Raw genomic sequence first — 21,473 nt, 5'->3', positions numbered from 1 at the left:
TATTATCATCAGAAGAGCCACCGAAGTGGCTCAATTTACACTTAACCAATGCGACGCTTCAGTCCTGTCATTTGTAAAACACGTGTAGAAATTTCTTCAATCGACATTTCAGACACGTTTAAGTATTTAATTCCTTCAGAAATATAAATACCTTCAATCGCACGTAGTTCCATTTGGCACTGACTAAAACTTGCATAACGGCTATTGGCCTTACGCTCTGAACGAATTGCTACAAGGCGCTCTGCATCAATCATCAAGCCAAATAACTTATGTTTATGCTCACGTAAAACTGCAGGTAAACGGTTGTCATCCAAGTCTTCTTCTGTCAACGGATAGTTCGCTACACGAATACCAAATTGCAAAGAGAGATAGATGGAAGTCGGTGTTTTACCCGAACGTGACACGCCAATTAAAATTAAGTCGGCTTTGTCATAATGACGAGTACGTGCCCCATCATCGTTATCTAAAGCAAAATGCACCGCATCAATACGTGCTTTATAAGACTCAGAATCTGTTACTGCATGGGTTTGACCGACTAAAGTCGTAGGCGCAGTACCCAACTCGTCAGACAATTTACTAATAAGCCCTTCAAAAACATCAAGATTTACCGCATCTGCCGTATTAATAATGTCACGCACATACGGGTCAACAAGGGTGTCAAACACCAAAGGCTTTTGACCGTCTTGCTGCGCTCTAAGATTGATCTCTGCAACCACATTTGTAGCCGCTTCTTCAGAGGTAATATAAGGAATAATATGAATGTCAAAATCTACATGAGGGAACTGGGCTAACAGTGAATGACCAAGCGTTTCTGCGGTAATCGCTGTCCCATCCGAAACAAAGAAAACACTACGCTGAATCTGTTTACCTTCTGACATTAAAATTCTCCTCCAAAATTTGTCTTAGTGCTATATAATCTTTATAGTAAACCATCTTACATGACTGTCACTTAGTAAATTTAGAATGCTAAGTAATTTGTTATAATTTCATGCCAAGATAGTGATTAATACTGCAAAAGTGGAGTAACAACTTTGGAAGCGCGCGTAATTGGTCTAGAAAAATTAGGGAAACACGACGTAGAACTCGTGGGTGGTAAAAACTCATCATTAGGTGAAATGATCAGCCATCTAGCAAATGCTGGTGTATCTGTTCCTGGTGGTTTTGCTACTACAGCTCAAGCATATCGTGAATTCCTCGAGCAAAGTGGCCTAAACGCTAAAATTAACGCTGAACTTGCTGCACTCAATGTTGACGATGTAAATGCACTTGCTGAAACTGGTGCAAAAATCCGTCAATGGATTGTAGACACTCCGCTGACTGCTGAACTTGAAACAGAAATTCGTGAGGCTTTCACAGCTCTTTCAAACGGCAACCCTGATATCGCGGTTGCCGTTCGCTCATCTGCAACAGCAGAAGACTTACCAGATGCTTCATTTGCTGGCCAACAAGAAACTTTCTTGAACATCCGTGGTATCGACAACGTCCTTATTGCGATTAAAGAAGTATTTGCTTCACTTTATAACGACCGCGCAATTTCTTACCGTGTACACCAAAACTTCGCACATGACGTCGTTGCGTTATCTGCAGGTGTTCAACGCATGGTTCGCTCTGAAACAGGTGCAGCTGGTGTAATGTTTACACTTGATACAGAATCTGGTTTCCGCGACGCAGTTTTCATCACAGCATCTTATGGCTTGGGTGAAATGGTTGTACAAGGTGCAGTTAACCCTGACGAATTTTATGTATCTAAACCACTTCTAAATGCAGGCAAACACGCTGTATTACGTCGTAACCTTGGTTCTAAACACCAAAAAATGATTTATGGTGAAGAAGGCGCTGCGGGTAAATCAGTGGTTGTTGTAGACGTTGAAAAAGCAGATCGTCAACAATTCGCTTTAAATGACCACGAACTTCAAGAACTTGCTAAACAAGCATTGATCATTGAAAACCATTACGGTTCAGCAATGGACATCGAATGGGCGAAAGATGGCGATGATGGCCAAATCTATATCGTTCAAGCACGTCCTGAAACTGTGAAGAGCCGCCAAAACGTGGGCACAATGGAACGCTACCTTCTTAAACAAAAAGGTAATGTGATTTGTGAAGGTCGTTCAATCGGTCAACGTATTGGTTCTGGTCGCGTTCGTATCGTGACTTCAATCAAAGAAATGGACAAAGTTCAAGACGGCGACGTACTTGTATCTGACATGACTGACCCAGACTGGGAACCAGTAATGAAACGTGCTGCTGCGATTGTCACTAACCGTGGTGGTCGTACTTGTCACGCTGCAATTATTGCACGTGAACTTGGTGTTCCTGCAATCGTAGGTTGTGGTAATGCAACTGAAGTATTGACTGACGGTCAAGAAGTGACTGTTTCTTGTGCTGAAGGTGACACAGGCTTTATTTACGAAGGTTCTTTGGACTTTGAAATCCAACGCAACTCTATCGAATCTATGCCTAAACTTCCGTTCAAAATCATGATGAACGTAGGTAACCCTGACCGCGCATTTGACTTTGCTCAAATTCCTAACGAAGGTGTTGGTCTTGCTCGTCTTGAGTTCATCATCAACCGTATGATCGGTGTACACCCTAAAGCATTGCTTAACATTGACAGCCTACCACGTGAAACTCGTGCTGCTGTAATGTCACGTACTGCGGGTTATGCATCTCCTATCGAATTCTATGTTGAAAAACTAGTTGAAGGTATTTCTACACTTGCTGCAGCGTTTGCTGACAAACCAGTGATTGTTCGTATGTCTGACTTTAAGTCAAACGAATATGCAAACTTAATCGGTGGTAAGTTATACGAACCTGAAGAAGAAAACCCAATGCTTGGCTTCCGTGGTGCAAGCCGTTATGTGTCTGACAACTTCCGTGACTGCTTCGAACTTGAATGCCGCGCACTGAAAAAAGCACGTGACGAAATGGGCTTAACGAACATTCAAATCATGATTCCTTTCGTACGTACTGTTGCTGAAGCGAAACGTGTTATTGAATTGTTAGCGCTTAACGGTCTTAAACGTGGTGAAAATGGTCTTAAAGTGATCATGATGTGTGAACTTCCAACTAACGCTTTGTTGGCTGAACAGTTCCTTGAACACTTCGACGGTTTCTCTATCGGTTCTAACGACTTAACTCAGTTAACACTCGGTCTAGACCGTGACTCTGGTATCGTTTCTCACCTATTTGATGAACGTGATCCAGCCGTTAAAGCACTTCTTTCTATGGCAATCCATGCTTGTCGTAAAGCTGGCAAATACGTAGGTATTTGTGGTCAAGGCCCTTCAGATCACCCTGACCTAGCTAAATGGTTAATGGAACAAGGCATTGAGTCTGTTTCGCTTAACCCAGACTCAGTATTAGACACTTGGTTCTTCCTTTCTGAAGAAAAAGCTCAACAAGCTTAATAAACTGTGTTAAAAAAAGACCCACATGTGGGTCTTTTTTTTTATTTATACTTTTACAGACGTTTTTTGAGATTTTAGTTTTATGCAGATTTACTTGGCACGAAATAACCAACAAGCTGGTCCCTACACCTTAGAACAACTTAACCAAATGCTCGCGAGCCAACAAGTGTTACTCACGGACTTGGTTTGGCACCAAGGTATGACCGAATGGAAAGCTTTGGGTGAACTCACTCAAGGTCAGTTGGTTTATATGCCTGCAGGATATACTGCACCAACAGCATTCGAATCAAATCAAACTGCAACTACACCATCAAATACCTACGCACAGTCTCAAGCGGTACAAGAGCAAACTAGCCTAGCAAGTATTCCTAAACGTGTCCTGGCTAAAATCGTCGATTTACTCCTTTGGATACCGGCAACTTTTATCTTAACGGCATTTTTTAATCCAAGTGAAAAGACACAATTTACCAATCTAAATGAACAGTTTATGCAAGCTGTGATGACCCCAAATGCTGACCCCAATGTTTTACAAGCACTACAAACACAAATGGTTGAAATGTTTCCCAACCAAGCTTGGATTGCAATGTTTGCGTATCTCTTCATTATGCTTTTCATTCAAGCATATTTGATTGCTAAATCAGGTCAAAGCATTGGTAAAAAAATCACCAAGATTAAAATTGTAGATGCCGAAACCAGTCAACCTGTAAACCTCATGCGTGGCTTCACTTTACGCAGTGTTTTATTTATTTTCCTGAACTTTTTATCAATGCCATTAAGCGTAATCATCGATTCCGTTTTCATTTTCGGCAAGAAGCGTCAAACCTTGCATGACAAATTGGCAAAAACCAAGGTAATAAACCAATAATTTTCACTTTTATTCAGGGATGATTTTTTCATCCCTTTTTTGTGCATTATATTGAAATTAAAATAAAATTTAGATAAAAAAAATACAATCCTGACTAGCAAAATAGGGTTTTAATACAGTCATTTAAAGCATCTTTATGTATAGCTTAGTTTGCCGATATCAGGCATAATGCCCTACAACGTAGCGGTGTCGCATCATTGTGACTGTTTTTTCATGTCTGAAAAAATCACAATCATGCGACACTTTATTCGCTATCCCAAATTTTAAATTTAGGGAATGGGACTCTTCACCGAGGTTGTAAAATGAGACAAACAATTTTAGCTGTATTGTCTTTATCTGCGATCGCTGCACTCTTAACTGGGTGTGGTGGTGATATGGTACTTCTAAACTCAAAAGGTCCAGTTGCTGAAGGTCAATCAAACCTCATGCTTACTGCGATCTACCTAATGTTGTTGGTCGTTATTCCATCAGCACTTATGGCGTTATGGTTTGGTTGGAAATATCGCGCGTCAAATAAAGATGCAGACTATAAACCTACTTGGGCACACTCGACTGCAATTGAAGTTGTAGTTTGGGGTATTCCTGTCATTATTATTGGTATTTTAGCGGCATTAACATGGTGGGGCTCACACGAGTACGATCCATACAAACCATTAAAATCAGAAAAAGCACCATTAACAGTTCAAGTTATTGCTGAACAATTTAAATGGATCTTTATCTACCCGGAACAAGGCATCGCGACTGTAAACGAAATGCGTTTCCCAGAGAAAACTCCGGTATCGCTTCGTATTACATCTAACTTTACGATGAACTCATTCTTCATCCCTGCGTTAGGTGGTCAGATTTATGCAATGGCGGGTATGCAAACTCACCTGAACCTTTTAGCTGACGAACTTAGTCCTGCTGAAGGCTTCCGTGGTTTCTCATCTAACTACTCAGGTTACGGTTTCTCACAAATGCGCTTCCGCGCTCACTCTGTGACAGATACTCAGTTTGCTGAATGGGTTTCTGCTGTTAAAGCTGGTAATGGTACTTCAGTGAATCCACAAGCAGTTCAAAAAACTGTTTTAGACCAAGCTGAATTCCAAACTCTTAAAGACGGCGACCGCTCTAAACATCAGATCGAAGCTTTAGTTGCTAGAGCAACTACTCCTGAAGAAAAGGCTAAAGCTGAAGCAATGAAGCCTTACCCTACTAAGCCACATCCAGTGACTTATTACTCTTCAGTAGAACCTAAATTGTTCGAATCAGTGATCAATAAATACATGAGTAACTACCACGGTGCTGATCATACAGCTACTGTTGGACACGAAGCTGCTGCTTCTGAAGCTCATGCAGGCGTTGAACATGCGACTGTTGCAGGGGAATAAGACATGAGCTTATTAGGTAAGTTAGGACCAGATGCAATTCCACACGATCCAATCGTGTTGGTTACTGTTGCAATGATGATCCTTGGCGGTATCGCAGTTGTTGCTGGTATCACCTACTTTAAAAAATGGGGCTACTTGTGGAACGAATGGTTCACATCTGTAGACCATAAAAAAATTGGTATCATGTATATCCTCGTGTCAATTGTCATGCTTGTGCGTGGTTTTGCCGATGCGATTATGATGCGTCTTCAACTGTTCCTTGCAAAAGGTGGCGGTGAAGGTTACTTACACCCAGAACACTATGACCAGATCTTTACTGCCCACGGCGTAATCATGATCTTCTTCGTAGCAATGGGTCTAGTTGTTGGTTTAATGAACGTTGCTGTACCACTTCAAATTGGTGCGCGTGACGTAGCATTCCCATTATTAAACTCTCTTAGCTTCTGGTTATTCGCCGGCGCTGCGGGCTTAATGATGGCTTCTCTTGCAATTGGTGAATTCGCTGCAACAGGTTGGATGGCTTACCCTCCACTTTCTGGCATCGAATACTCTCCAGGTGTAGGTGTAGACTACTATATCTGGGCACTTCAGGTTTCTGGTCTAGGTACGCTTCTTACTGGTGTTAACTTCTTCGTTACCATCATTAAAATGCGTGCGCCTGGCATGAAACTTATGGACATGCCTATTTTCACTTGGACTGCATTAGTTACTGTAGTGCTTATCGTTGCAACTTTCCCAGTTTTGACTGCGACTATTGCAATGCTTTCACTTGACCGTTACTTCGGCTTCCATTTCTTTACAAATGACATGGGTGGTAGCCCAATGTTGTATGTAAACTTGATTTGGACTTGGGGTCACCCGGAAGTTTACATCTTGGTATTACCAGCTTTTGGTATTTACTCAGAAGTTACTGCTGTGTTCTCACGCAAAGCGTTGTTCGGCTATAAATCAATGGTGTACGCAACTGTAGCAATTGGTGTTCTTTCACTAGTTGTATGGGTTCACCACTTCTTTACAATGGGTGCTGGTGCCAACGTTAACGCGTTTTTCGGTATCATGACCATGATCATTGCGATCCCTACTGGTGTGAAAATCTTCTCTTGGTTATTCACTATGTACAAGGGCCGCATCACCTATACAACTCCAATGCTTTGGACACTTGGCTTCCTTGTGACTTTCGGTATTGGTGGTTTAACAGGCGTATTAATGGCAGTTCCACCAGCGGACTTCTTAGTACACAACTCTTTATTCCTTATCGCTCACTTCCATAACGTAATTATTGGTGGTGTAGTGTTCGCGATGTTCGCGGGTATCATTTTCTACTGGCCAAAAATGTTTGGTTGGAAATTGAATGAAACTTGGGGTAAAGCAGCGTTCTGGTTCTGGTTCTTCGGTTTCTACTTTGCATTCATGCCACTTTATATCCTTGGTTTCATGGGTATGACTCGTCGTTTGAATACATATGACAACCCTGAATGGGATCCGTACTTAGCGATCGCTTTATTTGGTTCTGTATTGGTTGCTATCGGTATCTTCTGTTTTGTTATGCAAATCGTTGTTGGTTTCCTTCAACGCAAAGACAACATGGACGTTACTGGCGATATCTGGGATGGTCGTACTCTTGAGTGGGCTACTTCATCTCCTTCACCATTCTATAACTTTGCTTATCTTCCAAAGATCAATGGTATTGATACTTTCTGGACTGACAAAGAAAATGGTGTTGCTTACGCTAAGCCAACTACATACGAAGACATCCATATGCCTACAAACCGTGCGGCAGGTTTCGTAATTGCAATGTTTATTACAGTTATGGGCTTCGCATTAATCTGGCATATCTGGTGGTTAGTCGTTGTAACTTTCATTGCTTCAATTATCAGCTTCATCGTTTCTTCTTTCACTAAGAAAGTTGACTACTATGTTCCAGCTGCAGAAGTTGAACGTATTGAAAATGAACGCTACGCGCTTCTTGAAAAACATTTGAAGAAGGACTAAGACAATGGCTGAAGTACTTCATCACGACAACCACGGACATGACGAACATCATCATCACGATGATACTGACATCACTGTCTTTGGTTTCTGGACTTACTTGATGAGTGACTTGGTTCTTTTCGGGACACTCTTCATCGCGTTCGCTGTATTAAGTAGCCACGTTCCAGTGGGTACGCCAAGTGCACAAGAGCTGTTTGGTGAATCTTTAGGTTTCGTTTTAACTGAAACTTTCGCCCTTCTTATCTCTTCTGTAACTTTTGGTTTTGCTGTTCTTGCAGCATACAAGAAAAATGTTGGTCAAGTTTTAACTTGGTTAGCAGTTACTTGGGTATTTGGTGCAGCCTTCATTGGCATGGAGCTTTATGAGTTCAATCATTTAGTTCATGCTGGTCATGGCCCAAGCACAAGTGCGTTCTTATCTGCGTTCTTTACTTTAGTTGGTACGCACGGTATTCACGTAACTTCTGGTTTGGTATGGATGCTTGTGTTGATGTTCCAAATCAAGAAATATGGTTTGACACTTCCAAACACTCGTCGTCTTGCTTGCCTAAGCTTGTTCTGGCACTTCCTTGACATCGTTTGGATCTGCGTATTCAGCGTTGTTTACTTGATGGGAGTTATCTAATGAGTCACGATCATAACTCTGCTGGTGCAGCTCACGGTAACGTTAAACAATATACAATCGGATTTATCCTTTCTGTTCTACTTACCGTAATTCCATTCGGTATGGTAATGGCAGGTGGTTTTAGCCGCGGTCTATTGGTTGCCGTAATCGCGATTACTGCGGTTGCTCAGGTTCTTATTCAGTTAGTTTACTTCCTGCATATGAACTCTTCTTCAGAGCAACGCTGGAACGTGATTGCATTTGTTTATACAATCCTCACAATTGCTATCCTTTTAGTAGGTTCTGTGTGGATTATGAACTACCTTCACTTCAACATGATGATCTAAACTGGTCGTCATGCTGAAAAAGTATTTATTCCTGACTAAACCAGGAATTCTCTTTGGTAACTTTGTTACCGCTTTGGGTGGCTACTTTGTAGCTGCCCAAGGTTCTGTAGATTTCCTTCTGTTGCTTCTTACCCTCTTAGGCACCCTCTTTGTGGTCGCTTCTGGATGTGTTGTCAATAACGTTATTGACCAAGACATCGACTCAAAAATGCAACGCACACAAAATCGTGCGATGGTTAAAAAATCAATCTCGATTCCTGTTGCTTTAGTTTTTGCTTTAGTTTTAGGTGTAATTGGTTTTAGCATTTTATGGTTCTGGGTAAATGCTTACGCTTTTCTTTTTGCTGTTATTGGTTTTGTCGTATACGTTGGTTTTTATAGCTTATGGACAAAACGAACAACAATCCATCAAACCATTATCGGCAGTCTTTCTGGCGCAGCGCCACCTGTAATCGGGTATACGGCAGTTGCAAACCAGTTTGATTTAGGTGCATTACTGATTTTTATTGGTTATGCATTTTGGCAAATGCCTCATTCTTGGGGAATTGCAGTTTACCGATTTGATGACTACAAAAATGCAGGAATTCCAATTTTACCTGTAGCACGTTCAATTCATCGAACCAAGGTTGAATCTTTGGTTTACGTGATTTTGTTCTGCATCACCATGAACGGTTTATACTTTTATGGTTATGCCAATTGGATTTATATGATTGTCCTGAATGCCTTAAGTCTGTATTGGATTTATTTAACCATTCAAGGATTCAAAGCTGAAGATGATCAAGTTTGGGCAAAACAATATTTCATGTTTTCGGTCAAATTGATCACAGTGATTAGTTTAATTTTTTATTTTACTTCCACTGCCCCTCTAAAGCCAATTGTATTTTTTTAAAAAAGATAGAGTATTACTCTATCTTTTTTATTTCTAGATATCTTCAATGCAAAGCAAAAATTTAAGTCGAAATACTGCTATACACACTAAAACTGTTTTAACGCTGATTCTCCCAATATCTACCCATGTACAATAAATTTCAGACAAGTACAAAAATATTTCATATTCGTACTAGCATTCAAAGCGATATCTACAATCAAATATGACAAAAGACCTTTAATTTAAATCAAATTTATATCATTACAACGTCTATATGTTCTTAACTCATAAAATACAAGATAAGCTCCCCAAGATTGAGAACAAATATCCTATTTTACAATCTGCATCCGATTCTAGTTGTGTCCTAAAGATAGTCATTAAACCACAAAATAATTAAGCCTTTTTAGGCGTATACCTTGTATTTCAAACCTAAACGCTCTAGAATTCACGCTTCGCAATTATTGCGACACAACTTTGGTTGTGACTCCTTGCTTCAATCAATTAATGATTGGGGCTGCCTAAACCGTAAGGAGCTGACAATGCGTCACTACGAAATCGTACTATTGGTACATCCAGACCAAAGCGATCAAGTTGTGGGTATGGTAGAACGTTACCTAACTCACATCAAAGAAGCTGAAGGTCAAATCCACCGTCTTGAAGACTGGGGTCGTCGTCAATTGGCTTACCCAATCAACAAGATCCACAAAGCTCACTACATTCTTATGAATGTTGAGTGTGGTCAAACTACTCTTGATGAGCTAGAAGAATTGTTCCGTTACAACGATGCAATCATTCGTAGCCTTATCATCCGTCGTGAAAACGCTATCACTGAAGAGTCACTATTGGCTAAGAGTGCTGAAGAAAAACGTGCGCGTAAAGCTCAACGTGAAGAAGCACAACAAGCTCAAGACTCTGCTGAAGCATAAGGAGAACATAACATGGCACGTTTTTACCGTCGTCGCAAGTTCTGCCGCTTTACAGCTGAGAACGTTACGTACATCGACTACAAAGATATCGACACTTTAAAACAGTACATCACTGAAAACGGCAAGATTGTTCCTAGCCGTATTACAGGTACTAAAGCTCGTTACCAACGTCAATTAGCGCTTGCTATCAAACAAGCTCGCTACTTGTCTTTGATCCCTTACACTGACAATCATAAGTGAGGTTGAGCTGTGGATATTATCTTATTACAACGCATTAAAAACCTTGGTAAATTAGGCGATAAAGTTTCAGTTAAAGCTGGTTACGGCCGTAACTTCCTTATCCCTCAAGGTAAAGCAGTTGCTGCTACTGAAGCTAACACTGCTGCATTTGAAGCTCGTCGTGCTGAACTTGAGAAACAAGAAGCTGAAGTATTAGCTGCTGCTCAAGCACGTGCTGACCAATTGAACGAAGTTAACATCGTAATCACTGCTAAAGCTGGTGACGAAGGTAAACTATTCGGTTCTATCGGTACTCGTGACATCGCTGACGCGTTAACTAATGCTGGTCTTGTTGTAGACCGCGCAGAAGTTCGTTTACCAAATGGTGCGCTTCGCAACACTGGTGAATTCAACATCGCAATCCAATTGCATCATGATGTTGTTGCAGAAGTTCTAGTTACTATCGTAGCTGAGTAATTTCTTGCAAAGAAAAGAGCATGCTTACGCATGCTCTTTTTTTATCTGTAAAAAAATAGTGCTCCACTTTTTTACATTTTCAACTCTTCATTCAATTCAATGTGTGACGAATTAATCGGAAATACTTGTTCGCATTTCTGTAGAAAACGCCTATCATTTCAGTTTAATGAAGAGTTGAAAAAACTGTAATTAGCACCCATTTCCATCACATTAAATGGTTTCAGCATCAGGGATTTTTATGTCACAGGCGAATGCCAGCAAGCCAAACTCTACGCCAACAGCAAAAACCACAGAACAAAGTTCGTTGAAAGAGTTTCGTACCCCACCCCATAACCTTGCGATTGAACAAGCTGTGCTTGCTGCACTGATGACCGTTGCAGAATCATTTGAGCAAGTGGGTGATGTACTGACTGAAGCTGATTTTTATGCGACCCGTCATAAATATATTTTCCGAGCAATCGATCAACTATCAAAAGATAGCTCACCTTATGATGCGGTCTTGGTCAATGACTGGCTGATTAAACAAAACTTGCTCGATGCTGCAGGTGGCGAAGAATATCTGATGCAACTCATGTCAGATTCACCTTCAAGTTTCTATAACCTTGAAACTTATGCTGCAAAAATTAAAGAATTTTCCACTTTACGCAGCATGATTAAAGTCAGCTCGGAGATTTTACAAAATGCCTATGACACCAAAGGTCGTACGGTCAGTGAAATTTTAGATCTAGCAGAAACCAATATTTTCTCGATTGCCGAACAACACAACAATAACGCCAAAGCACAAGGCCCTAAAGCCATTAACTCTGTCGTTGCCAGTGTTTTTGATAAGTTGAATGAACTTTCACAAACTGAAGGTAGTATCACGGGTTTAACTACTGGATTTGTTGAACTTGATAATAAAACCTCAGGTATGCAAGCAGGCGATTTAATTATTGTAGCGGCTCGTCCATCGATGGGTAAAACTACTTTTGCCATGAACTTGGTTGAAAGTGTGCTGTTTAATAACAACCTGCCCGCTCTAGTTTACTCTATGGAGATGCCCGCGGACTCGATTGCAATGCGTTTGATATCCTCGTTCGGTCGTGTACACCAAGGGCATTTACGTGCAGGTAAAATGGATGCAGATGAATGGTCGAAAGTAACCAGTACCATTGTGCATCTCCAAGAAAAGAATTTGTATATCGATGACTCGTCTGCACTACCTCCAACGGAAGTACGTGCCCGCGCGCGCCGAATTGCCAAAATGCACGGCGGTAAACTTGGCTGTATCATGGTAGATTACTTGCAGCTTATGAAAGTACCCGGTATGGGCGATAACCGTGTTGGCGAGATCTCAGAAATTTCCCGAAGCTTAAAAGCACTGGCTAAAGAAATGCACTGCCCAGTAATTGCACTGTCACAGTTGAACCGATCACTGGAAAACCGTCCTAATAAACGCCCTGTGATGTCCGACTTACGTGAATCAGGTGCAATCGAGCAGGATGCCGATTTGATCATGTTTATTTACCGCGACGAGGTTTATAACAAAGAATCTAAAGAAGCGGGTACTGCAGAAATTATTATTGGTAAACAGCGTAACGGTCCAATTGGTACTGTGCGTCTTGCCTTTGAAGGTCAATACACCAAATTTAGTAACCTCTCCCCTGAGTTTTATGCTCAGTATGATGATGAAGAGTAAAGACTTTTTATCATCCATTAATTCATCGACCCTGTAGGAGTATTTAGGGTGCGCCAAGCTACAGTTTATATTGATCAACAAGCACTTCAATATAATTTAAACCGTGTCAAACAACTTGCCCCAACCGCTAAAATTGTAAGTATGGTGAAAGCCAATGCTTATGGACATGGAGTTAAAGACTGCTTAGCAGCCTTAAAAGACAGTGATGCCTTCGGTGTTGCCTGCCTAGAAGAAGCCTTAGAAATTCGTGAACTGGGTTATGAACAACCCATTACGTTGATTGAAGGCATTTTCTCAGATGATGAAATGCAAATTATCATCGATAAAAAAATTGAATGTGTGGTGCATCATCAGCAACAACTAGATTGGTTACGTGCGCATAAAGAGGCCTATATCGCTCAAGGTCTGAAAGTTTGGGTCAAACTCAACAGCGGTATGAACCGTTTAGGTTTTAAAGTGCCTGAAATTATTGATGTCATCAATGCATTAAAGGCGGAAGGTTTTACTTGCGTACTGGCGATGCACTTTGCCAATGCCGACGCAGAAAATCATCCTTTAAATGACCAACAACGTGAACAATTCTTACACGTAAAAGAAGCTTGTGCGCCAATCATGGGTTCGTGCTGTAACTCGGCTGCGATTTTCAAATGGCCAGAACTGAATTTTGATTTTGTTCGCCCAGGCATCATGCTATATGGCGCGACACCTTTCTCAGACCGTTCTGTAGAAGCATTAGATCTTAAACCGGTGATGACCTTTACCGCTGAAGTGATTGCTTTAAATACCATTCAAGCTGGTGAATCTGTGGGTTATGGATCGACTTTCGTTGCAGAACAAGAAATGAATCTTGCGATTGTGTCGATTGGTTATGGTGACGGTTATCCACGTGCCTTCCCTAAACAAAACTATGTATCCATCCATGGACAGAAAACGCGTGTGATTGGCCGTGTTGCCATGGATATGATTGCGATTGATATCACCGGTATGCATGCACCGATAGGCACTGAAGTTGAGCTTTGGGGCAAAGATCGTCTGGTTGATGACGTTGCAGAAGCGAACGGAACCATTGGCTATGAATTATTATGCCGTATGAGCGCGCGCCCTGTACGTAAATTAGCTTAATTACGCCAAATCAAAAAGCCCAGATCAAATCTGGGCTTTTTTTATTCACTTTTTAAATTGATCGATTTGTTGATCAAATGGTTATTGAAAATAGTCAGCTGTTGGTTTTGCCAATTCAATCAAACCCTGACGCAATGCTTCTGACCAGCCTTTACTGATCATGGTGAAATATGGGTCCTCTTCATAAATGCGCTTACCATTTGGTATTTCTAAACTGTCCTTTTTATAAACCAAAGCATCTAAAGGCATACCCACTGACACATTTGAGCGTATCGTTGAATCAAAAGAAATTAAGCTACAACGCATTGCTTCATCGAGTGGCATATCGTAACGCAAAGTTCGGTCGAGTATCGGCTTGCCATATTTGCTTTCGCCAATTTGAAAATATGGGGTATCAGGTGTTGCACAAATAAAGTTGCCTTGTGGATAGATGTTATATAACTGCATATCCGCACTGCCAATTTGACCGCCTACCAATAAACTACAGTAATAATTACTTTGTTCTAAAATATCTGAGGTGACATCTGAGATGACTTTTTTTAAGGTATGCCCGACCAATTCAGCCACTTCGAACATCGTATTTACACTATATAAATTCGGCTCTTGTTTGACCTCTAGCTGATTTTGTAAATGCCCAATGACCGCTTGTGTTGTGGCTAAATTTCCAGAGGTTTGGATGGTAATAAATCGCTCACCCACAATACCAAAGGAATAAAGTTTGCGAAAAACTGAAATATGGTCAACACCTGCATTTGTCCGTGTATCACTGATAAATACCATGCCATCTTTTAATCGTAATGCACAACAATAGGTCATTTTTATCCCTCAAATGATTAACAACTCAACACTTGTACAATTGAGCTCATTGACTCAGTACCACCTTTATCACGAACACCTCGAACAGGAGCTACATCCCAGTAATCCCGCCCAATCGCGATATAAATATGTGATTGTGGTGTAAATAGCTGATTACTGACATCAAAACAATACCATTTATTTTCGATATAGACTTCTACCCAAGCGTGACTAGCAAGATGGCTACTATTCGGTACAAATAAATACCCAGAAATATATCGTGCAGGAATACCCAAATAGCGACACATTGCGATCATGACATGAGTATGATCCTGACATACCCCCTGCTTATAATGAAAAGCATCTATTGCAGAAGTATGTACAGATGTCTGATTCGAAACATAGGGAATATGCGCCAATATCGCTTCAGCCAAACGAATCAGATTGGCACGATTGATACGAGGGACATAACAATCGGCAAAACTTTTCATGTGAATATCGCACTGCGTACTCGGCGTTGGCTGTAAAAATAATTTCGGGTTTAAATCATCCGCATTTGAATCATTTGAACTCAAATTCATCTCTACGATGCCCTGCGCCATAATGGTCATTTGCAGATAAGGTTCGCGCTGCGTTGTGGTCAACCACACATTACCAAAAGTATCCAATTGCATATCACGTTGCCCCGGCACACTCACATCCCAATTTTGCACCTGTTGATGCGCATTAGTGGATGGGGTCATTTTGATATATTGAATGCTTCTGCTAACCACATCAGTGTAAACATAATGGGTCTGATGGTTGATCATGAGCCTCATACAGCCACCTCAAACATATTTTGGATATGATCACTGAAATGGTAAAAATTTTGGCTATTCGGTTGTTGCTTTAGTGCCTGCCATGCCTCTTGCACGCTTTCCCAGCCAAACTGAACCAAAGCCATGACAATATGTTCAATCTTCGCTAGGGTGTGTTGAATGTCCTGCTGCATGCGTAACTGGCGATCAAGCTGCTCTATAGCTTGTCCTAAACTAAAAAATAAAAATACATCTTCAGATTCGGACTCTAAAACATCTTGGCAATCTGTTACCACGTCACAGATATAACCCGGGTTATCACTCGCATTACGAATTAAACGGCTGAGTTCTGCATAACTTTTTGCTGAAAGTACACCCCTTAAATCCTGAATATTACTTTGTGCATATTGAAATTGGCTGGAAAATGACGCCGGCTGCTCCGCATTTAAAACCAATTTATTCATTGAGTCGGCATCGAAGGCTGGTAAACAAAAAGCATGTGCATAGTTCAATGCTGTATCGACATCTTGAAATGGAAAAATACTGCATAAATATTGAGTACGTGCTAAATAACGTCCCAGCCAAAATATATGTTCTGCATTACTGTTTAATAAAATCATGTTTTGCTCCTTCACTGGAGTGCTATGAGCGTAAATCATCTACTACCCACGTATCTTTAATACCGCCGCCTTGCGAAGAATTCACTACCAATGAACCTGCTTGCATCGCGACACGAGTTAAGCCACCCGGCACAATTTCAGTTCGATATGGAGAGCTCAGTACAAATGGACGCAAATCGATATGGCGTTCCGAAACACCGGCCTCACTTAGGGTTGGGCTGACAGATAAATTTAAAGTCGGCTGTGCAATATATAAATGTGGTGCTGCGGCCACCTTATCTTTAAAGCTATTTAATTCTTGTAAAGAGGCTTGTGGACCGATCAGCATGCCGTATCCACCTGAACCCTGTGCTTCTTTGACCACCAATTTTTCGATATTCGACAGCACATAGTCCAAGTCGTTCTGCTCACGACATTGATAGGTCGGCACATTTTTCAGGATCGCTTGTTCGCCTAAATAGAAATGAATCATTTTATCCACATATGGATAAATCGATTTATCATCTGCTACGCCTGTTCCCGGTGCATTTGCAATGACCACATTATGTTGCATATACGCTGACATGAGCCCTGCTACGCCCAAAGTACTGTCAGGTTTGAAACATAATGGATCGAGAAAAGCATCATCCACACGACGATAAATTACATCAACCTGTTGTCGGCCTTTAATGGTTTTCACATAAACCTTATCGTTTTCTACATAAAGGTCACGCGATGTCACTAAGGGTACATCCATCTCCCTTGCCAAAAAAGCATGTTCATAATAAGCACTGTTAAAACGCCCTGGGGTTAAAACCACGATAAACGGGTTATCGACGTAGGCATTTTCTGCAAGAATTTCACGTAAAAGCTGCGGATACTGCTCAATCCCCATGATGTTGCTTTGCTGGCAAAGTTCAGGCATCAGTTTTTGACTGATCTTACGGCTTTCTAGCATATACGACACACCAGACGGTGTTCTAAGATTATCCTCAAGGACGTAAAATTCGCCTGATTGATCTCGGATGATATCAATGCCACTGATTTGGCTATAAATTTTACCTTTTAGCCCATGCATATACATTTGTGGCAAATAGGCTTCATGGGTTAAGACTTGCAGTTCAGGAATAATTCCTGCTTTTAAAATATCTTGTTGATGATAGACATCATGTAAAAACAGATTGAGTGCTTTCACGCGCTGTGCGCAGCCTAGAGATAAATTATTCCATTCCTTTCGTGCAATCACACGCGGAATAAGATCATAAGGTATGGTGCGTTCAATGCCCTCATCTTCGCCATACACTGTAAAAGTAATGCCTTCATAGAGAAAATGTTGTTTTGCAACCTGATTTAGTTGCTTCAATTCATCAAGCGTATGCTGTGATAACCACTGCTCTATCCGTTGGCATGATTCTTTAGCTACCGTTTTGCTGTCGCGCATTTCATTAAAAAAATCCGAATTGAATTGATTAAACAGCGCATATCCTCGAGCAAGTGGTAAAGTTTTTAATGTAGAGACAGAAGTATTAACCAACTTTGCCTCATAACCCTCAATTCCATTTGAAGTTGTATTACGATTTTCTTTCAGCATAGCAACTCCATGTTTTTGTCATGTTTTGTAAATCAGATAAAGCAATATATATGCCATCAATACATATGCTGCTTCTCTTTGATTATTTATGCATCATTTTTGCAAAGTGGTACAGCATGTAACTGCTCAAGTTGTGTCAAATTGCGTTATTAAAATCATCTTAGTTTTTTTAGATGAAGACTTGCTTAACGCAGGAAGATTTCTTATTGTGTCCCACAGCATCATTTTATTCATTTAAGTCCAAGTTCAAGCACTAGATTATGTCTTCACAAGAAAAAGAAACGTCGAACAGCCTCTATCGTCAGTGGCAAATTCTTTCACGACTGTCCACAGGTAAGTGGATGGGTACCCGTGAATTACAAGAAATACTGAACCGTGAAGGCATTGATATCAGCCTACGCACCATTCAGCGTGACTTAAATCAAATTTCTCTACGTTTCCCAATTGAGAGCAGTAAAACAACGCCGCAAGGCTGGCGTTGGCGTTCTGATGCACCGATTCAAAGCCTGCCTCATATGACCAGCTCACAAGCGGTCACCTTTATGATGGTTGAGGAGCATCTAAAGCATTTGCTTCCGCCAAGCTTAATTGAAGAAATGAATCCTTGGTTTGACCTCGCACGTCGAAGTCTGTCGTCGCAAAATAATGTCCGTCAGTGGATTAACCGCGTGCGGATCGTGCCAGCTACTCAGCCATTGATTCCTCCTGTAGTTGAAAAAGCCGCACAACAATCGATTTATGAAGGCTTACTACAAGACAAACAACTTGAATGCCTGTATCAAGGTCGTGGACAACAAAGCGAAGAAAAGACCTATATTTTAAATCCACTGGCGTTGGTCCAAAAAGGTGCGATTATTTATTTGGTATGCACCCGTCATGACAAAACGGACATCCAAACCTTTGCTTTACATCGTTTTAAATCAGCTACGGTCTTAAATTCACGTGCATTACATCCTGTCGATTTTGATATTGATGCCTATATTGACTCTGGAGCACTTGGTTTCCGCGTGGACTTCAATAAGCCGACTGAAATGATTCAACTCAAATTAACCATGTCTGAAGCAGAGGCGGTTTATTTTGAAGAAAGTCAGCTAAGTAAAGATCAAGTGATTCAAAAAACCGAAGATGGCTGGGTTGAAGTTAGTGCAACAGTACCATTTACATCTCAGTTAACATGGTGGCTGCGTAGTTTTGGGAAAAAGATTCACAAAATTGAACCTGAAGAAGTCGCTATAGTTGTACAACAACGCAATGATTAAACCGATCTAAGGTTTTCTGCTACCTTAAATACTAACTAATGTTACGCACATAAAAGTAATTTCGCATTTTAAAAATGATTTTTAAGTCTATTCGACGGAGTCTTACATCTAGGGTTTAAATAAAGGAATTAGCCTTCGGCTGGAGGTACTTTTGTTTCGGCAAAAGTACCCAAAACCATTGTCATCCGCAAAACTCGTTCACTAACGTCTACTTATTCAAAGTATCGCAAAAACATTTTTAAATAAATGTAGCCCTGTCTCAAACACTTGCGGATGACCTTACCGCGTATCATTCTTTTATTTGAGGTGACAACTTCTAACGCATAATGAATATCTAGTACATTATTTATGCTTAGATTTTCCCTTAAAATATCAACACATAAAAAAGTCCCAACGCTGGGACTGGATAATTTCTTAGAATATTTTTGTAATTTTAGTCGTTTAGGTCAAAGGAACTACAGCATAAGTATCTGCTGAATACCTTATGCCGTAGCGCTAATTTCTCATGGCTATAATCAATTACTGACATAGGCAGGCTAGGTCGGCATTATTATAACGAATAGATTTCATAGTCATATTCAGCACCTCGTGTTTAGAAAGTAAAATCACTTTAACCTCCATTTTGTACACTGTGAAATAACAAGAACCGCGCTACTTTTCATAAATTTTCTTAAAGAACATTTCTGCTTTTCTTATCTGATTTGGCTTTAAATGAAAATTTAAAAATTCTTATGTACTATTTTTATAAAGCTACACTGAATCAACAAATTAACGCTTGAGCATTGTACATAAACTCGGCAAATTAATAGAAACTGAGCTCATAAGATTTTTTAAAACATGCCAAGTCCAGCACAAACTATCAGACATAAACTTTTAAATACTTTTTTCTCTCGACATTCCATTTGGTTTGCTTGTATTTTTATCTTCCTACTCATTTCGAGTTTTCATTTAGGTTATTCCCCTCGCTATATTCAATATTTTATTCCACAAACCTTATTGAATAGCATCTGGGTCATTACTGGGCTTTTGAGCTTATTGGGTTTGTATGACGTCATACAAAACAAACATTCGATCTTAAAAAATTACCCCATCATGGGGCACTTTCGTTTTCTATTTGAAGAATTTCGACCTGAGATTCGCCAATATTTTATTGAATCTGATCAAGATGCACTGCCCTTTTCTCGTATGCAACGTAGCTTGGTCTATCAACGTGCAAAAAACCAAAATGCAGATAAACCATTTGGTTCAATTGTTGATGTTTACCAAAATGATTACCGCTTTATCAATCACTCCTTGTCACCTTGCATTCCTGCCATTCCTGAAACATTCCGTATTAACATCGGCAATGAGCAATGTAAGCAACCGTATAGCGCATCAATATTAAACATCTCTGCGATGAGCTTTGGTAGCTTAAGTGCCAATGCCATTCGTGCCTTAAACTTAGGCGCAAAAATGGGCAATTTCTACCATGACACCGGTGAAGGCAGTATTAGTCCTTATCACTTGGAAAATGGTGGCGATATTGTTTGGGAACTCGGTAGTGGTTACTTTGGCTGCCGTACGATTGATGGTCAATTCGACCCTGTACGTTTTGCTGAACAAGCCAAGCACCCTCAAGTCAAAATGATTGAGATCAAATTATCTCAAGGTGCAAAACCAGGCCATGGTGGCATTTTACCTAAAGACAAAATTTCCGAAGAGATTGCTCAAATCCGTGGTGTCAGCCGTGAACATGACTGTATCTCTCCATCTAGCCATCCTGCCTTTAGCACCCCTATTGAAATGATGCAATTTATTCAGCAATTGCGCGAACTGTCAGAAGGTAAACCTGTAGGTTTTAAACTATGTATCGGGCAACCATGGCAATTTATGAGTATCGTAAAAGCCATGTTACATACAGGGATTACACCTGATTTTATCGTAGTGGATGGTTCTGAAGGTGGGACTGGCGCTGCGCCGATTGAATTGATCGATAATATGGGTACGCCACTGCGTGAAGGCCTACTCTTTGTCAATAACACCCTAATTGGTGCAGGCTTACGTGCAAAAATTAAAGTCGGTGCCAGTGGTAAAATTATTAGTGCTTTTGATATTGCCAGTACCATGGCGATTGGCGCAGATTGGGTGAACTCAGCTCGTGGCTTTATGTTTGCAGTCGGGTGTATTCAAGCTCAAAGCTGTCATACCAACCAATGTCCTGTTGGGGTTGCAACACAGGACAAAGACCGTCAAAAAGCCATTCATGTTCCTACAAAGGCAGAACGTGTTTTTAATTTCCACAAAAACACCATGCATGGTTTATCTGAACTTATTGCCTCAGCAGGTTTACAACATCCATCGGATATCCGTGCACACCATCTAGCGCAGCGCATTAATAACCGTGAAATTAAAAACTATGCACAGCTACATTTTTGGTTAAAAGATGGTGAGCTGCTCAGTTGTGAAAATAAAGATGAAGAAAACTTCTATTTCCGTATGTGGAATATGGCACATCTAGAAAAGTTCTAATCCCTACCGCATAAAAAAGAGGCGACCACGCCTCTTTTTTTCGTCT

The 21,473-nt window shown here is 40.7% G+C and carries 19 protein-coding genes; 14 read left to right on the top strand and 5 right to left on the bottom strand.

Going from position 1 to position 21,473, the window contains the following annotated elements; all coding sequences use genetic code 11:
* Positions 1-41 precede the first annotated feature (41 nt).
* Positions 42-878 carry a pyruvate, water dikinase regulatory protein gene (locus FTV38_RS06760; RefSeq protein ID WP_168377735.1) on the bottom strand — a complete coding sequence of 279 codons (837 nt, stop codon included), beginning with the start codon at positions 876-878 and terminating at the stop codon, positions 42-44.
* A 153-nt stretch (positions 879-1,031) separates the two neighbouring features.
* Here FTV38_RS06760 and ppsA point away from each other — a divergent pair, with 153 nt between their 5' ends.
* The 12 genes from ppsA (at position 1,032) to alr (ending at position 13,878) form a co-directional block, all read left to right on the top strand.
* On the top strand, positions 1,032-3,410 hold the full coding sequence (gene ppsA, locus FTV38_RS06755; RefSeq protein ID WP_180005234.1) for a phosphoenolpyruvate synthase: 2,379 nt from the start codon (positions 1,032-1,034) through the stop codon (positions 3,408-3,410).
* 82 nt (positions 3,411-3,492) lie between these two features.
* The gene (locus FTV38_RS06750) at positions 3,493-4,275 is read left to right on the top strand and encodes an RDD family protein (RefSeq protein ID WP_180022015.1); all 783 of its coding nucleotides are present in this window, start codon (positions 3,493-3,495) and stop codon (positions 4,273-4,275) included.
* A gap of 302 nt (positions 4,276-4,577) precedes the next feature.
* A complete protein-coding gene (gene cyoA, locus FTV38_RS06745; RefSeq protein WP_078188579.1) occupies positions 4,578-5,645 on the top strand; it encodes a ubiquinol oxidase subunit II in 1,068 nt (355 codons plus the stop codon).
* 3 nt (positions 5,646-5,648) lie between these two features.
* Positions 5,649-7,637 (top strand): cytochrome o ubiquinol oxidase subunit I, encoded by a 1,989-nt coding sequence (gene cyoB, locus FTV38_RS06740; protein ID WP_067767311.1) that lies wholly within the window; start codon positions 5,649-5,651, stop codon positions 7,635-7,637.
* A gap of 4 nt (positions 7,638-7,641) precedes the next feature.
* The gene (gene cyoC, locus FTV38_RS06735; protein ID WP_078188581.1) at positions 7,642-8,262 is read left to right on the top strand and encodes a cytochrome o ubiquinol oxidase subunit III; all 621 of its coding nucleotides are present in this window, start codon (positions 7,642-7,644) and stop codon (positions 8,260-8,262) included.
* The gene (locus FTV38_RS06730) at positions 8,262-8,588 is read left to right on the top strand and encodes a cytochrome o ubiquinol oxidase subunit IV (RefSeq protein ID WP_078188582.1); all 327 of its coding nucleotides are present in this window, start codon (positions 8,262-8,264) and stop codon (positions 8,586-8,588) included. The genes cyoC and FTV38_RS06730 overlap by 1 nt, the downstream gene beginning before the upstream one ends.
* 10 nt (positions 8,589-8,598) lie before the next feature.
* Positions 8,599-9,477, top strand: coding sequence for a heme o synthase (gene cyoE / locus FTV38_RS06725; RefSeq protein WP_180022014.1), 879 nt, complete (start codon positions 8,599-8,601; stop codon positions 9,475-9,477).
* A gap of 518 nt (positions 9,478-9,995) precedes the next feature.
* Positions 9,996-10,382: a 30S ribosomal protein S6 gene (gene rpsF, locus FTV38_RS06720; protein WP_004696436.1), complete on the top strand. Its 387-nt coding sequence runs from the start codon at positions 9,996-9,998 to the stop codon at positions 10,380-10,382.
* 12 nt (positions 10,383-10,394) lie between these two features.
* Positions 10,395-10,622, top strand: coding sequence for a 30S ribosomal protein S18 (gene rpsR, locus FTV38_RS06715; RefSeq protein WP_004278792.1), 228 nt, complete (start codon positions 10,395-10,397; stop codon positions 10,620-10,622).
* Positions 10,623-10,631: 9 nt separating this feature from the next.
* Entirely contained in the window at positions 10,632-11,078 is a 447-nt protein-coding gene (rplI, locus tag FTV38_RS06710; RefSeq protein ID WP_078188585.1) for a 50S ribosomal protein L9, read from the top strand.
* A gap of 238 nt (positions 11,079-11,316) precedes the next feature.
* On the top strand, positions 11,317-12,756 hold the full coding sequence (gene dnaB, locus FTV38_RS06705; protein WP_078188586.1) for a replicative DNA helicase: 1,440 nt from the start codon (positions 11,317-11,319) through the stop codon (positions 12,754-12,756).
* Between the two features lie 48 nt (positions 12,757-12,804).
* Positions 12,805-13,878, top strand: a complete 1,074-nt coding sequence (gene alr / locus FTV38_RS06700) for an alanine racemase (protein ID WP_180007907.1) — start codon at positions 12,805-12,807, stop codon at positions 13,876-13,878.
* 81 nt (positions 13,879-13,959) lie between these two features.
* Here alr and FTV38_RS06695 read toward each other — a convergent pair whose 3' ends face one another.
* From FTV38_RS06695 to FTV38_RS06680, 4 genes are read right to left on the bottom strand one after another with little or no spacing between them, the layout of a single operon-like run.
* Positions 13,960-14,694 (bottom strand): proteasome-type protease, encoded by a 735-nt coding sequence (locus tag FTV38_RS06695; protein WP_168377741.1) that lies wholly within the window; start codon positions 14,692-14,694, stop codon positions 13,960-13,962.
* Positions 14,695-14,711: 17 nt separating this feature from the next.
* Positions 14,712-15,491 (bottom strand): transglutaminase family protein, encoded by a 780-nt coding sequence (locus FTV38_RS06690; protein WP_180022013.1) that lies wholly within the window; start codon positions 15,489-15,491, stop codon positions 14,712-14,714.
* Positions 15,488-16,090: an alpha-E domain-containing protein gene (locus FTV38_RS06685; RefSeq protein WP_180022012.1), complete on the bottom strand. Its 603-nt coding sequence runs from the start codon at positions 16,088-16,090 to the stop codon at positions 15,488-15,490. The genes FTV38_RS06690 and FTV38_RS06685 overlap by 4 nt, the downstream gene beginning before the upstream one ends.
* 22 nt (positions 16,091-16,112) lie before the next feature.
* A complete protein-coding gene (locus FTV38_RS06680; protein ID WP_180022011.1) occupies positions 16,113-17,660 on the bottom strand; it encodes a circularly permuted type 2 ATP-grasp protein in 1,548 nt (515 codons plus the stop codon).
* A 260-nt stretch (positions 17,661-17,920) separates the two neighbouring features.
* Between FTV38_RS06680 and FTV38_RS06675 the strand changes: the two genes are divergently transcribed.
* Together FTV38_RS06675 and FTV38_RS06670 are read left to right on the top strand one after the other, a co-directional pair.
* Positions 17,921-18,919, top strand: coding sequence for a YafY family protein (locus FTV38_RS06675; protein ID WP_180022010.1), 999 nt, complete (start codon positions 17,921-17,923; stop codon positions 18,917-18,919).
* Positions 18,920-19,756: 837 nt separating this feature from the next.
* Positions 19,757-21,427, top strand: coding sequence for an FMN-binding glutamate synthase family protein (locus tag FTV38_RS06670; RefSeq protein ID WP_180022009.1), 1,671 nt, complete (start codon positions 19,757-19,759; stop codon positions 21,425-21,427).
* Positions 21,428-21,473 lie beyond the last annotated feature (46 nt).

The sequence above is a fragment of the Acinetobacter sp. YH16044 genome (assembly GCF_013417145.1).
Lineage (GTDB): Bacteria > Pseudomonadota > Gammaproteobacteria > Pseudomonadales > Moraxellaceae > Acinetobacter > Acinetobacter amyesii.
Note: the sequence above shows the minus strand (reverse complement) of the source record. Positions and strands in the feature narration are given on the sequence as shown.